This is a genomic window from Floridaenema fluviatile BLCC-F154, assembly GCF_041929135.1.
GTDB classification, from domain to species: Bacteria; Cyanobacteriota; Cyanobacteriia; order Cyanobacteriales; family Aerosakkonemataceae; genus Floridanema; species Floridanema fluviatile.
Genome location: NZ_JBHFNS010000035.1, coordinates 1 through 14,579, shown reverse-complemented (window position 1 = coordinate 14,579; position 14,579 = coordinate 1). Strand labels below are relative to the sequence as shown.

Here is a 14,579-nt window from a genome sequence, read left to right as displayed (position 1 = left end):
CATAGATTTGTTGGAATCACTGTTAAAAATTTATCACTGATTTCCCAGCTTACCTATTTTTGAAATCTCTCTAAAGCTGCTTGGATTAAGCGGTCAACCAATTCTGCAAAAGGAACACCGCTAGCCGCCCAAAGTTGAGGATACATACTAGTAGAAGTAAAACCAGGTAATGTATTAATTTCGTTAATCAATACTTCGCCCGTTGCTTCCACATAGAAGAAATCTACTCTCGCTAAACCAGCGGCATCCACAGCTTGAAAAGCTTGAATTGCCATTTCTTGTACTTTAGCAGTAATTTCTGGAGATAACTTAGCGGGAATAAATAAGTCTGCTTTGCCTTCTGTATATTTAGTTTCGTAATCGTAAAAATCACTATTGTAAGTAATTTCTCCCACTACTGAAGCTTGAGGATAATCATTACCTAAAACCGCACATTCAACTTCTCGTGCTTTCACTCCAGCTTCGACAATGATGCGACGGTCGTAACTGGCGGCATTATCTAATGCTACTTCTAATTCCTGGCGCGATCGCACTTTGGAAATCCCCACCGAAGACCCCAAGTTTGCAGGTTTCACAAAGCAAGGATAACCTAAATTAGCTTCAATCTCATCCCCTAATTTGGGAAAAACACAAGGATTAGACCAAACTTGAGAACGACTAATTGCCATATATTTTACCTGTGGCAAACCCGCCTGGGAAAAAGCCATTTTCATAGCAATTTTATCCATTCCCACCGCTGAACCTAAGACCCCAGTTCCCACAAAAGGAACTTGCATCAAACTCAACAAACCTTGCAGCGTTCCATCTTCCCCATTTGGGCCATGAAGAATAGGAAACCAAATATCAACCTCAGTAACTTGAGGTGGAAACTGCCAAAGATTTGCTTTCAAACTATCAGAATCAGCAGATGTTTGTAGCGGCTGTTTTGAATCTAAAACCTGTTGGGAAACCTCTACACCTTGCCAAATCCCATCTTTTTGGATGTAAAAAGGCAGCAGTTCGTACTTTTGAGCGTTTCCATTTGTCAGTATAGCTTTGGCGATCGCACTAGCAGAGACGATCGAAACCTCATGTTCCCCAGAACGCCCACCAAACAACAACCCAACACGCAACTTCTTCATCACCAATACCTTAGACACTCCTCATCGCAGTTAGGGTAACATAAAACGGGCGATTAGGGACTGGGGATTAGGGATTGTCTGCTTTCTCCTTGTCCCTAGTCCCTAATCAATCCTCACCCGGAACCGCACAAAGCCGAAATTACTACCTGTCGTATTTGGAATTTGATTAAAGTTAAACAATACCGAACCATTTGGATTAGTTTGGTCAGTGCAGGGATTACCCGAAGGCAAAGGTGCTAACGGTGAGAAAAATCTTCCTAAATCACCATCTTGCACATTTGTCAAGACCGAAACTGCCCCAGCTAAATTCAGCTGCATACCAGTACCGGAACCAAAACCATCAGCAACAAAAGCCGTATTTGCGGGAATCGCATCACAAATACTCACATTATCTGCCGCAACCGTACCATCAGATAAAAAGTAGATCGTATATTCTACAGTATCGCCACTCCGCAAAGGTTCAGTTTCGGGAACCGTCACCAAACCCACAGGGCGGAACTGTGACCAACCCGGGGCATTATCATTTTGATCGGTTGGGTCATCAACCAAATTAGAAAACTGTGCAATATTACCAGACCTAATCACAGAAGTAATTCGTTTTACCAATCTTATCCGCGGTTCTCTGGGAACAATCTGTACAGTAGTTGCTAATTGGTTATTTGCTGGCTGAGAATCATTAGGTGAAGTAACAGTTACGGAACTAGAAATTGTCCCAGGTGCAGTGGGAGTTACCACTACAGGAACAGCCACCGTTTGACCAGGATTAATAGTACCCAAATTACAAACAACATTATTCCCAGAAAGTTCGCAAATACCTTGAGAAGGAGTTGCCGAAACAAAAGTAGAATTTGCTGGCAATGGGCTAGTTAAAACCACAGAGGTTGCTGGAACTGTACCTGTATTAGTTACCCCAATATCGAAAGTAAGATTATTTCCTACAGGTTGAGGTTCAGTCGGCGCAGATATTTTTACTGCCAAATCAGTTTGCGGCACAATTACCTCAGCGGGTGCGATCGCGTTATTATTATTCGGGTTGCTATCATTAGCCAGACTAATAGACACAGGATTATTAATTATTCCCGGTGTTGTGGCAGTAACTACGATCGGAATACTAACATTTTGACCCGGAACTAAATCACCCAAATCACAGGTAATAGTATTATTAGCAAAAGTGCAAGTTCCCTGAGAAGGTGTCACCGAAACAAAAGTCACCCCAGCAGGTAAAGGATTAGTAAAAACTACTTGATTAGCAGTATTAGAACTAATATTAGTAACTTGAGCCGTAAACGTAATATTACTACCCACATTTACCGGAGCAGCAGGGCCGGTTTGAGTTACTTGAACATCTGCGATCGCTGGAGTTAAAGTTGTAGTAACCTGGTGATTTTCTGGCTGCGAACCATCATTGTTACTAGGATTCGGATCAAAAGTATCAGCAGTACTAGAAACCACATTCACAAAAGGCCCACCACTATTCGGAGCCGTAGCCGTCACCGTCAGAGTTACACTAGCCCCAGGTGCCAAACTAGGAATAGCCGGGAAAGTCACCACACCATCAGCAAAAGTACCCCCATTAGAAGCATTATTAAAAATCAACCCAGGTGGCAAATTACTGCGAACAATCACATTAGTCGCAGGATTAGGTCCATTATTAACCACAGTAACAGTGTAAGTAATCGTACCCCCAGGATTCACCGTAGCTGGGCCAGTCTTACTCAGCACCACATCAGCAGTAGCAGGAGTAGCAATCGTCGTCACCACCCTAGCTGGCGGTTGCGTCCCATCATTATTTTCCGGTATCGGGTCAGGAGTATCCGAAGTATTAGAAGCCCGATTCACCACAGAACCAGCATTATTCGGCGCTTGCACCGTCACAGTCCGCGTCACAGCACTCCCCGCCGCCAAACTCGGAATCGGCGGAAAACTCACAATCCCACTAGCAAAACTACCCCCATCCGAAGCACTAGTAAAAGTAGTTTCTGGCGGAATAATGTCCCGAATAATCACATTAGTAGCAGCTGCCGGACCATTATTCCGAGTAGTAATAGTGTAAGTAATCACACCACCAGGATTCACCGTCGCCGGACCACTCTTAATAGTAACAACATCAGCAACCTGCGTTGGATCGTTACTAATAGTAGTAATTACCTGTGCAGGAGGTTGCGAACCATTATTATTCCCCGGATTCGGGTCAGGAGTATCCGAAGTATTAGAAGCCCGATTCACCAAAGGCCCACCACTAGCAGGTGCCGTAATATTTACAGTTCGAGTTACACTACTTCCCGGTGCCAAACTAGGAATCGGCGGGAAACTCACCACACCATCAGCAAAAGTACCCCCATCCGAAGCATTATTAAAAGTAGCCCCCGCAGGTAAAGTATCACGAATAACTACATTACTAGCAGGCTGAGGACCATTATTAGTAGTAGTGATAGTATAAGTAATTCTCCCCCCAGGTAAAACCGCACTCGGCCCAGTCTTAGTCGTCACCACATCAGCATTAGCAGTAGTAGCCGTAATAGTCGTAATTACTTGTGCAGGAGGTTGCGAACCATTATTATTCGCCGGATTCGGGTCAGGAGTATCCGAAGTATTAGAAGCCCGGTTCACCAAAGGCCCACCCCCAGCAGGTGCCGTCACCACAACAGTCCGAGTCACACTACTATTTGCTGCCAGACTAGGAATCGGCGGGAAACTCACCACCCCATTAGCAAAAACTCCTCCATCAGAAGCACTACTGAAAGTAGTTTCTGGTGGTATTGCATCCTGAATCACCACATTAGTAGCAGCAACCGGGCCATTATTACTAGTAGTAATCGTGTAAGTAATAATCCCGTTCGGTGCAACAACACTTGGCCCAGTCTTCGTAGTCACCACATCCGCACTATTAGTAGTAGTAATAGTAGTTGTCACCTGAGCAGGAGGTTGCGAACCATTATTATTCGTAGGATTCGGGTCAGGAGTATCCGAAGTATTAGAAGCCCGGTTCACTAAAGGCCCACCGCTAGCAGGTGCCGTCACCACGACAGTCCGAGTCACGCTACTATTTGGTGCCAGACTAGGAATCGGCGGGAAACTCACCACCCCATTAGCAAAAGTTCCTCCATCAGAAGCACTGCTGAAAGTAGTTTCTGGTGGAATATTATCCTGAATAATTACATTGGTAGCTGCTGAAGGGCCATTATTAGTCGTAGTGATGGTGTAAGTAATGCTGCCATTTGGTGCGACAGTACTTGGCCCGGATTTAATCGTCACTAAATCAGCGTTACCAGATGCCTGAGTAATAGTAGTTGTCACCTGAGCAGGTGGTTGCGAACCATTATTATTCGTAGGATTCGGGTCAGGAGTATCCGAAGTATTAGAAGCCCGGTTCACCAAAGGCCCACCGCTAGCAGGTGCAGTTACAGTAATAGTGCGTGTCACACTACTTCCTGATGCCAAGCTGGGAATCACTGGGAAGGTAACAACGCCATTGGCAAAAGTTCCTCCATTGGAAGCACTGCTGAATGTAGTTTCTGGGGGGATGTTATCGCTAATAATTACGTTAATTGCTGGGTTAGGGCCATTGTTAGTCGTAGTGATGGTGTAAGTAATGCTGCCGTTGGGTGCTACTGTACTTGGCCCAGTTTTGGTAGTAACAACATCAGCACTGGTGGGTGCTTGGGTGATGGTAGTAGTTACTTGGGCTGGAGGTTGAGAACCATCATTATTATTAGGATTTGGGTCAGGAGTATCAGAAATATTAGAAGCACGATTGACTAAAGGCCCACCACTGTTTGGCGCAACTATAGTAACAGTACGGGTGATGCTACTTCCCGATGCCAAGCTGGGAATTGCTGGGAAGCTAACAACACCATTGGCAAAAGTGCCACCATCAGAAGCACTGCTAAATGTGGTTCCAGAGGGGATATTATCCCGAATAATTACATTAGTCGCTGGGTTAGGGCCATTGTTTGTAGTGGTAATAGTGTAAGTAATAGTTCCACCGGGAGCTATGGTAGCTGGGCCTGTTTTGGTGGTTACGACATCTGCGCCGGGGGGTGTGATGGTGGTAGTAACTCTGGCTGGTGGTTGTGAACCATCGTTATTGTTAGGTGTAGGGTCAGAGGTATCAGATGTGCTGGCGACTATGTTTAATAATGGGCCACCGCTATTGGGGGCTGTAACTGTAATAGTACGATTGACGCTGGCTCCCGATGCCAAACTGGGAATAGCTGGGAAGTTAACTTCTCCGTTGGCTAAGGTACCGCCGTCGGAAGCACTGTTAAAGGTAACTCCGGCGGGTAGGGTGTCGCGAATGACGACGTTGGTGGCTGCTGAGGGGCCATTGTTGGTGACGGTGATGTTGTAGGTGATGGTGCCGCCTGGGTTAACGGTGCTAGGGCCAGTTTTGACGGCGACTACATCGGCGGTTTGTTGAATGTTAGTAGTTGCTGAGGCGGTATTGTTATTTGGGTTGGTGTCGTTGCTAGAGGCGACTGTGGCGGTGTTGGTTACAGGAGAGGGGCCGCTATAGTTGGCGGGAACGCCTAATGTGGTGGTAATGGTGCGAGTTTGACCGGAGGGAATGTTACCTAAAACGCAAGGGAATGAGGTAGTACAAGCACCACTATTGCCCACAAAACTTAATCCGGTGGGGATGGAATCAGTAACTTGTACGTTGGTCGAGTCAGTGTTGCCGCTGGCGGTGACGACTATGTTATAGGTGACGTTTTGTCCGGGGGTGACTGGAGTTGGTGGATTTGGGTTAGTTTGGGTTTTGGTAATGCTGGCATCAGCAGAGGATTGACCGACGGTGAAGCTGTATGAGCGTCGGTTGTTATTCTCGTTGGGATTAACATCAAAATATTTGGGATCTGTAACATCTTTGGAGCGGAAGACACTGGCGGTGTTAGTAATAGTGGTTCCGACCGCAACGTTGGGATCTAATGTGCCTGTAACTTTGAATTCTACTACGCCGTTTACGGGTAAGTTAACTCTAGTGTCGATGTTGCCTGTACCAGATGTTGTGCGGCAAATTGAACCTGCTGGGGAGGCTGCTGCTGGGGCGCAAGTCCAACTAATGTTAGAAATTTGTGTGGGAAAATCGTCTGTTACTCTTGCGTCGATGTCTTGAGAATTACCAAGCGTATTTAAAGAACTAGGGCCATTATTTTTGACTGTGATGAGATAGGTTACTTGTCCTCCTGGGGCTGGGGTTGGACTTTGTGGATCGAGGGTTTTGGTAATTTCTAAGTCTGCTTCTCTAACTGCTATTTGATCGTCTAATTCTAAGGGATTAGAGGGAACGTAGACCCAAGTATCAATTCCTCTGTCGTTGCCAAATCCACTACTAGAATCAACAGAACCGTTGGTATTGAAGCTATGGGCTCCATTATTACTAGGAATTTTAAAGCCTATTAGTGGGTTGCTGGGGATATCTTTTGGTCTTACGTTGAGGTTGCTGTCATTGTAGTAGATGTCGCTGGATATGACAGAACCAGTATTCTGGTCTACTCGTTGGATGATGATTCCGTTTGGGTTATTTTCTGCATCTAATAAGGGAAAGTGAACTTCTCCTGTGTAGAGGGTAACTTGGGCTCGGTAGGTAAGATCTCCAGCGGGTACAGCGACTCCATTTCCGTCTGTAGCATTCCATTCTACGGTGTTTCCTCCTGTCTGGGTGGTACCAGAAAATATCTTGTCGTTGGAATTGCCGAAAATTCCATCTCTGTTGATATCTATAACAATTGTGTAAGGTGCAACTATAGGAGAGTCAAAGGTGAAATTGCCTTTTAAGGGTGCTGTTCCGGTTTGATTGGGAGTACCTTCTATTCCAGTAAACCTGAAGTTGGTGGGTTCGGGAGGTAGGGTAGGAGTGACTAGTAACCAGGTATTACCATCTGGTGCTGGGGCGGGGGCGGATGGGGGTAAGCCTGTTCCTGGGGTGTTATCTGGTTGGTTGAAAAAGATTTTGTGGGTGAAATCTGTGGTGGTGTCAGGATTATTAGGGTTGAAGAATGCTGTAGTTGGTAGATCGACGGATCTATAACTGGGATTACCATTATTGTCGGTAAATCCTTTGTTGTTGGCAAAAAAGATAAATCCGAAGGGGTCTAAACCGTTCAAACCTACTCGATATTGATAACCATCTCTAGTTTGAATAAAAGTTTGGGAGTTGAGGGAGAGTCCATTTCCGCCCATATTTAGGGCTAAGTATTTAGCATAAGCTCTACCAGGAATGTTTTGACCGCTGGTATCACGCACGGTAACGTCCCAAGCGGCTACCCAAGTAACATTATTTTGCTGTGTCCAGTTAGCATTGGCACCTGTGGGTGGGGGGTTGGTGTCTGCTGTTCCTGGTGGTGCAGAGTCAGGGCTGATAAATTCGATTTGCCAAACTCCTGCTCCGCCGTCATCGGTTGCGTCTGTACCAACGTTGAGAACACAAGGGGTATAGCCGTTTGCGTTAGGTGCTGGGCCAGCTAGTTCTTGAGTTCGGTTTTGGATTAAGCCTGTACCGCCTTTGTTAACTTGGCAAGTACCTGTGTTGCCTGTAGGAGATGTGTATCTGATGTCTCCATCGTCGCCGATGCCGAGTGCGCTAGAACCGAGATTGATGGTTTCGTCGTTGTTGGCGTATACGTAGATGATGGTGCGGCGTTGGATACCTGCGGTTTGGGCTGATGGTCTAATATCGTATAATAGGTAGGGTCGATCGCCTCCGTTAGCTGTTAATTCTCTGCTACCTTCAGCTAAGGCGGGTGATGAACAAGAACTGAAAACACCGAGAAAAAGTGCCAGCCAAAGTAGTTTTTTGGGCTGATTTTGATTGTTTAATTTAAATATTTGTTGGCAATAGGAACTGAGAATTTGGCTAATTGGTAGTTGGTAGTTGGTAGTTGGTTGGGAGTTTTTTCTACTAACTACTGTCTGATATATTTTTTTATGTTTTCCTGGCTTTTTCTGGTGGTTGGACATTTTTATGGTAGATCTTTGATAACGGTATTAACGGCAGGTTCGGAAGTACCGGATTCGCTGTCGTTGGCGATCGCACTAATTCTTTCTCCTGCTTTTAAGTTGGTCAGTGTGAGTGAAAATTTTCCTTCTTCATCTGTTACTGTATTGGCGATCGCTTCACTTAATGGCCCTCGAGAACTAGAGTTTTCGTTAACTCGATATATTTCTATTGTCGATCCAGGTTTGGCGGTTCCTTCTAAGGTGACGCTGCCATTTTCGGGGTTTAAAAAGAATTCTTTAGAAATAAAGTTTGGGGCATCAATGCCGAAGTTTGCTGTTTGTCTGCGTCTTTGAAAACTTCGCATTTTGGGGTTGGGTCCGTCACCTGTTAGGTAGGCGTGAAAGCCTGTGTTCATTTGGGTTACTAGGTCGATGCTTAAGCCTTGGAGGTTGGCGAAGGAGTTGCCTAAAATGATGTTGCGATCGCTATTTGGATAAGCGGCGACTACTATTCCTGGCCCTGATTGTTCGGAAATTTCATTATTAATTATTTGATGATCGTTTCCCATTAAATAAATTGCTGCTTGGTTAAATTGTCTGCCGTTGTTGGTGATTTTGTTTTGTCTAATTTCGACGCTTCCTTGGGGTTTAAAAAAGTAAATTCCTGAACCAGCATTGTCTCTGATTAAGTTGGATAATATTCTGGTTTGGTTAATCTCTCCTTCTAAACGAATTGCATCGGGCATTCCGCCAAAACCATTGGCAAATAGAATATTTTCGATAATCAAGGTGTTGCTAGCTCTGGCAGAGGTAATAATACCACTTCCGTCATGATTGGCAATTAAGTTGCTGCGAATTGTTGTGCCTGAACTGTTAAAAACGTAAATGCCGAATGCCGATCTGGTGGGTAGGCGATCGTCTGTCCGATAAATTTGAAAATGTCCGGGTTTTTCATGTCCGGTTGGTACTTGTTTTTCTTGAGTTAACTGGGAATTTGGTAATTGAGAAACTGGTTTTCCTAATGTGTCAACTCCTAACCAATTACAATCAATGACAATATTTTGAGGTGGGGTTTTACTCGGATTTCTCGCCCTACCTTTTTCGCCAAAAGTTGCTGTATCTTCTGCATCACCAATGAAGATATCTGCGGGGGGAATATTAGCAGTGGCACCCCGACGACGGGAGGAAAAACCATAAATACTTAAACCGCGAATTCTTACGTCATCAGAAACAACTGTGAAACCGCGAAAAACTTCTATTCCGGGTGCTGGTTTAATAACTATTACTGGTTGAGGAATGGGAAAATTACTAACAGTTGAATCTTGAGAAATTAATTCTTTTAATAAGCCTAGTCCTCTGATTGGTGCTGGTATTGGTGCGGGAATAATTGGTGATGGGATCGATCTAATTTTGGGGGTGCAAAAATTAGTTTCTCCCTGTTTTAATAAGCTTAAACCTCTGATTGGTGCAGGGGGAATGTTTTCAGGAGTTGGTACAGGTATTGCAGGAATATTTCTCTGTTCTTGGGCGTATCCGGGTTGAGTTGTACCGTCTATTACTACTGGTGCTGCTAATCCTGGTAAGGGAGTATTTAATTCTATATTTGTGTAATTTGGTGGTAAGTTAAATTCAATTTTTGCCCGGTTTTCTTTGCTTGGTGGAAGGGGCGAAATTTGATTACGTTCGGCGGCACTTAAACTTGTTAAATCTAGTTCGCCGTTCACGATAGATATGGCTTCTCGTAATGTCAATTCTCCATCTGGTTGAATGATATCTTGGTTACTGTTTATTATTAATCGTAAGGGTGGATTGGCTGTGGTTTGGCTGAAAGCCAGGAAGTTAGGAGTTAACCACCCAGCCAAAATTAATAGGAATAAATTAACCGGATTTTTGATTGATTTTGGTAGATTTTCAACGGAGGTTACAGCTAAGTTGAAAATCGTTTGACTAATTTTTTTGGCAATTTTTTGACTCATGGCTACACCTCTGGATGTTTTCCGAACCCCCGGTTATTTTACTGAGAAATTTGGCACTTGGAATTCGATGTTTAGGAATTTTTGCCTTAACTCTGAAATTATACTTTCTTGAGTGTTCTGTGTTTCCTGAGTCGGAGTTTTTTCTACTACCCATTCTCTGGTTCCTATTAAAGGTGCTGCACTTGTCAGTCTTTGGTGGAAAGCTAGAGAGTTTACAGGGGTAATAATTGGTAGGTGAGGTTGCTGTGTCAGTATTAAATTCAGTTTCGGTTGGTTGGCAAAGGTTAGATTTGTTGGAGTAATTGAGCTATTTTTTTGTCGATCTGATGGTGATTTGGGAACTAATGGTTGTTGATTTGTTGGTGTTTGATGCTGGAAGTTAAGATCGATTAATTGCGGATTGATTTCATAAATTAAATGTGATAAGAGAGCAAGTTTTTTCGTAGATTCCTGAATTGTTGAAGTAGTTGGGAGTCTTTTTTGTTGGGGGTTAGCTGCAATGGTAAAAGGTTGTAAGTGTGGTAAGGTTGCTACTGGTAAATCTCTGGGTCTAGGGCGGGGAATTGGTCTTTGGCGACCAAAACCATTAAATAGTTCGTTGACTTTAAATGTGATTTGAAAATATGGCCCTCCGTTGGAACGGAAACCGGAGAAATCGCGATCGTCAACGCTGCCAAAACTATAACCAACTCCTAGTCTTAAATCGGGTGTTAAATAATAACCTAATTCTGCTGCCCATCCCCATTCTGCGTAGTTGTTTTGTCCAATCCAACGCATTTCTCCGGCGATATCCATGCGATAGGCAAATCTAAAAGTGGTGCGAAATTGTCCGATTTGAGTTAAAGTATCGCTTTCGATATCTTCGTATTGAAAATTAGCTGTGCGAAGGGCATATTTTCCGAAGAATTCCCATCGCCAAGTTGGGGCATAAATGCCTTCTAATGATAAGACGTGGGCAGATCCACTGTTATCAACACCGAAGTCAATTGTTAAAGGTGTGGTGGCGGTATTTTGGCGGAATTCATATTTTAATAAAGCGTTAAATCGATCGTCATCTGGATTACGATAAGCTAATCCTAACCGAAGGTTCATTGAATTATCTAAGTCATCAATTAACTGGTTAGCAAAATTCCCCATTTCATAACGGAATAAAGCTGTTAAACTTCGGGATACTTTTCCTGCACCAGTAGCAGTGACTAAAAAGTGATCTTTTTCCGATCCACCAGTGCGATATTCTACTCTGGTACTGGCTTTAAAATCAGGGTTATCTGTGTATTCTAAGCCAACACTAAAGCTATTTCTGGCGCTTATTCCCAAGGAATAAGAACTTTGTCCAATGGCGTAAGGTTGGGGAAATCGATCGCCTGTTCCCGTCCTAGTAAAAATATCATTTTGGATTCTTTCAAATCCTAAATTTAATCGCAATCCGGGGGCAATTAAAATTCCCGATCGCACTCCTAAAGCACCTTGTCCCGTCATGCCACTGGCGCTATTAATAATCGAATAACGACTAGTAACGCTGGTGTTTTTCCAAAGTTGTCTTTCTACAATTGTGTCTAAACTAGTAATTGAGTTATTGTCAAAAAATCCCCCATCAAAAAATTGATGTGCTAACCTAACTGTCACTCCGGGAGATACTGCCCAATCTAATCCTAAAGTTGTTCGATTTGGATAAAGTGCGTCACTATCTCCTAAATTTAATTCGTTTTGGGCACGGAAAGTGACTACATTAGTTCTTTGTTGAGAACGGCGCAAAAGTGGCACGCTTAAACGAGAGACAATTTGATTGGAATTACCATCTAAATTGCCAATTTTATCATCTCTTTCTCTGCGGACATAATTAACGCTAACATCTGCGAAGCCAATTCTTTGTCTAACTCCAGCAGCAATTGTTGTTAAAGAATTGTCAAGGCGATCGCCTGGTCTAGCTTCAAATCCCGGATTAAATAAATCAAGAAAATCGGTTCTAACTAACGATGACAATCCAAAATTTTCTTCTCGATCGTAACTAGCTTCAACTAAGGTTGTGGGAGTAACTTGTGCTGTTACTGAAGCACCATAACGAGTTTGACCGGGAGCAAAACTAAAAGTAGCATTATTATTAAAGTCTTCATCTACAAATCGATAATAAACCCTGCCTCCAATTCTGTCAGTAATTGCCCCATTAGCTTCTAAACGAAATGCTTGTCCGGTGAGATTTCCTCGAAATGTTGTATCGGCATTAGAACGGGCATATTCTCCAACTATTCTGCCTCTTCTTCCTAAAGGGAATAAGAAATCTAAACCGAATAAATCATAATCTCTCGATCCTTGATTTTCTCGCCAATAACTAATAGCAGCCCAACTAGGATTATTAAAATTAGTGGAGAAATTGTACTGCAATCTTGTTCCTAAAGCATCTGTATCTTCTCCTCCTTCAAATTGATAGGTGGCTACTATTTGTTGGACTAGTAATGGCCCAGTTCCAGGTGTGCCAGTGTTGAAAAGATCGAAGTCTGTAGCGAAAATTGGACGGCGGAATAAGAGGGTGCCTCGATCGTAATCAATTTCATAGTCTGGTCCTCTTTGTAATGGTTTTCTTTCTACTACTGTACCGGGACGATTTAATTCTTGAGTTTCAATGAAAATTCTTTCACTTCCGGGAACGACGAGTCTTCTTGATAGGAAATAATATCCGCTAGTACCATCGGGGACGATCGCATCTCTTTGAAAACCTTCAACGTCTGGACTATATAAAGCTGTTACTTGTAAATTACCAAAACTATAATTAGCTTTGAAACCATGTAATTGGCGATTTGTGGCGGTAAAAACTTGGGAAGCCCTGGCAAATTCACGGGTGTTATAATCACCCCACATAATGTAGTCTGTTTCTGCGCCTCGTCTGCGGGAAGGACGTTCTAAACGGACAAAAACACTATCTTTAGAAGGTGTTAAATAATCAATTGTGGAACTATCACCATAAACTGGGTAAAGTTTCTCACAAAATTGAATGCCGCCGAATAATCTATTATCACCTTCGCAGGTTTCATTTAGGGCGCGTTGACTATTATAAGCACCTGTAAATAACCAATCCCCAAAAACTGCACCAGTGGCAAAAACTTGGGCGGTTAAATCAACTGATAAACCATCTTCATTTGGTCTTAAAAAGTCGCGTAAACTTCCCCAGAAATTTGTTCCTCTTTCCCCAATTCTTAAGTTAATTACCCCGGTGGCGATCGATCTCCGAATATTCGGCACAAACTCTAGTTGAGTATAAGCTTCGATCTCCGTTGGTGTAGTAAAAAATGGTGTAGTAGAAGCTGGATAATTGTAAGGAATAGTTAGGGTAGGATCGGGAATTGGCGATTGATAAGGAACTACTAAATTACCCGATCGATCGATTTCTAAAAACGGATTGTAAATTTGCACATAGCGATCGCGACTCACAGGCGCAGCTGCCCGAATTCTCACTTGTTGCGGCTGCAAATTTGATTGTAATTTAGTGACAAATTGCCCTTTTCTCGCAATTACTTGAAATCCCGGTTCGTCTTCGTCTTCATCTGCTTCAATAAAGGTTCCCGCACTAGCAGTTAAGGTAATTACTGTGTCTTCATTAATCGGATTTCCTGCATTATCGGTAATTCTTCCCACTAAAGTTACAGTCGATCTATTATCAGCAGGAATTTGTGCTTCTTGAGGACGAATTTCAATTTTTGCAGCGAAACTTCTGACATTTAAAACTACTTCCGCTACCTGGTTATTTTCTGATTCGACAACAATCCGGTTTTCCCCTTCTTTTAAGGTAATACCATACCAGGTTTGGGTAATTAAAGTTTGGGCTGCATTGCGAGAAATTTGGGTAGGTGTTTTCGGATCTAGAGGATCGCCATTGACAGTAACTTTGATATTTGTGCCAACGGGATATTGAATTACCAAGCTGGTATTGCGATCGCTAATTACCCCCGTTTGTGGTGCTAAAATTCGCACTCCTCCCGCTACATTTTCCCCAGGAATAGGTGTTGGAACTGGTGTACCAGGAACAGGTAATTGAGTCAGAGGTGATGAGGAATGAGGTTTTTCTGAAACTACTTGATAGTTGACATTTGCTAACTGGTAATTAGTAGTTGATGTCAGATGACCAATACTACTTAATACCTGATTTTCACTACCGCTATTCAGCGGTTGTGCATTTGCAGGTGGCAATGCGAAAACTATTCCCACTATGGTTGGTAGAAACGCCTGGTAAGCCGTCATGAGGGATAAGCCCAAAAATTAACATTTTTGCTTTTGCTGTCAGGTCATAGTTAGTAGTTTATTACCTACCAATCAACTGTGAGTTAACAGCAAATCAGTAAAGATACACCCGTTTTTACCTGATAAGCTGTTACGCATTAAAAAGTCATATTGTAGGGTGCGTCAGATTTAGATATTTTCCTTTCTATATCAGGCTTTACCGTCTGACGCACCCTACTCGTTAATAAGTGATTTAAATGCGTAACAGCTTACTATCCAAAATTTGAGTTACTGAAATTACAGAGAATTTACCCTAAATTCACTGAATTAA

Annotated in this window: 4 protein-coding genes; all 4 read right to left on the bottom strand. The window is 43.1% G+C overall.

Annotation, left to right across the window (positions count from 1 at the left end; genetic code table 11):
• Window positions 1–53: 53 nt before the first annotated feature.
• On the bottom strand, window positions 54–1,121 hold the full coding sequence (locus ACE1B6_RS07730; RefSeq protein ID WP_413256675.1) for a D-alanine--D-alanine ligase family protein: 1,068 nt from the start codon (window positions 1,119–1,121) through the stop codon (window positions 54–56).
• Window positions 1,122–1,223: 102 nt separating this feature from the next.
• Entirely contained in the window at window positions 1,224–8,081 is a 6,858-nt protein-coding gene (locus ACE1B6_RS07725; protein ID WP_413256674.1) for a hypothetical protein, read from the bottom strand.
• A 2-nt stretch (window positions 8,082–8,083) separates the two neighbouring features.
• Window positions 8,084–10,036, bottom strand: coding sequence for a right-handed parallel beta-helix repeat-containing protein (locus ACE1B6_RS07720; RefSeq protein ID WP_413256673.1), 1,953 nt, complete (start codon window positions 10,034–10,036; stop codon window positions 8,084–8,086).
• A gap of 33 nt (window positions 10,037–10,069) precedes the next feature.
• Window positions 10,070–14,269, bottom strand: a complete 4,200-nt coding sequence (locus ACE1B6_RS07715) for a hypothetical protein (protein WP_413256672.1) — start codon at window positions 14,267–14,269, stop codon at window positions 10,070–10,072.
• Window positions 14,270–14,579: the final 310 nt, after the last annotated feature.

Bases quoted from the DNA above. Each gene is read 5' to 3' on its own strand.
- ACE1B6_RS07730 (WP_413256675.1), bottom strand. From the start codon at position 1,121: ATGAAGAAGTTGCGTGTTGGGTTGTTGTTTGGTGGGCGTTCTGGGGAA.
- ACE1B6_RS07725 (WP_413256674.1), bottom strand. From the start codon at position 8,081: ATGTCCAACCACCAGAAAAAGCCAGGAAAACATAAAAAAATATATCAG.
- ACE1B6_RS07720 (WP_413256673.1), bottom strand. From the start codon at position 10,036: ATGAGTCAAAAAATTGCCAAAAAAATTAGTCAAACGATTTTCAACTTA.
- ACE1B6_RS07715 (WP_413256672.1), bottom strand. From the start codon at position 14,269: ATGACGGCTTACCAGGCGTTTCTACCAACCATAGTGGGAATAGTTTTC.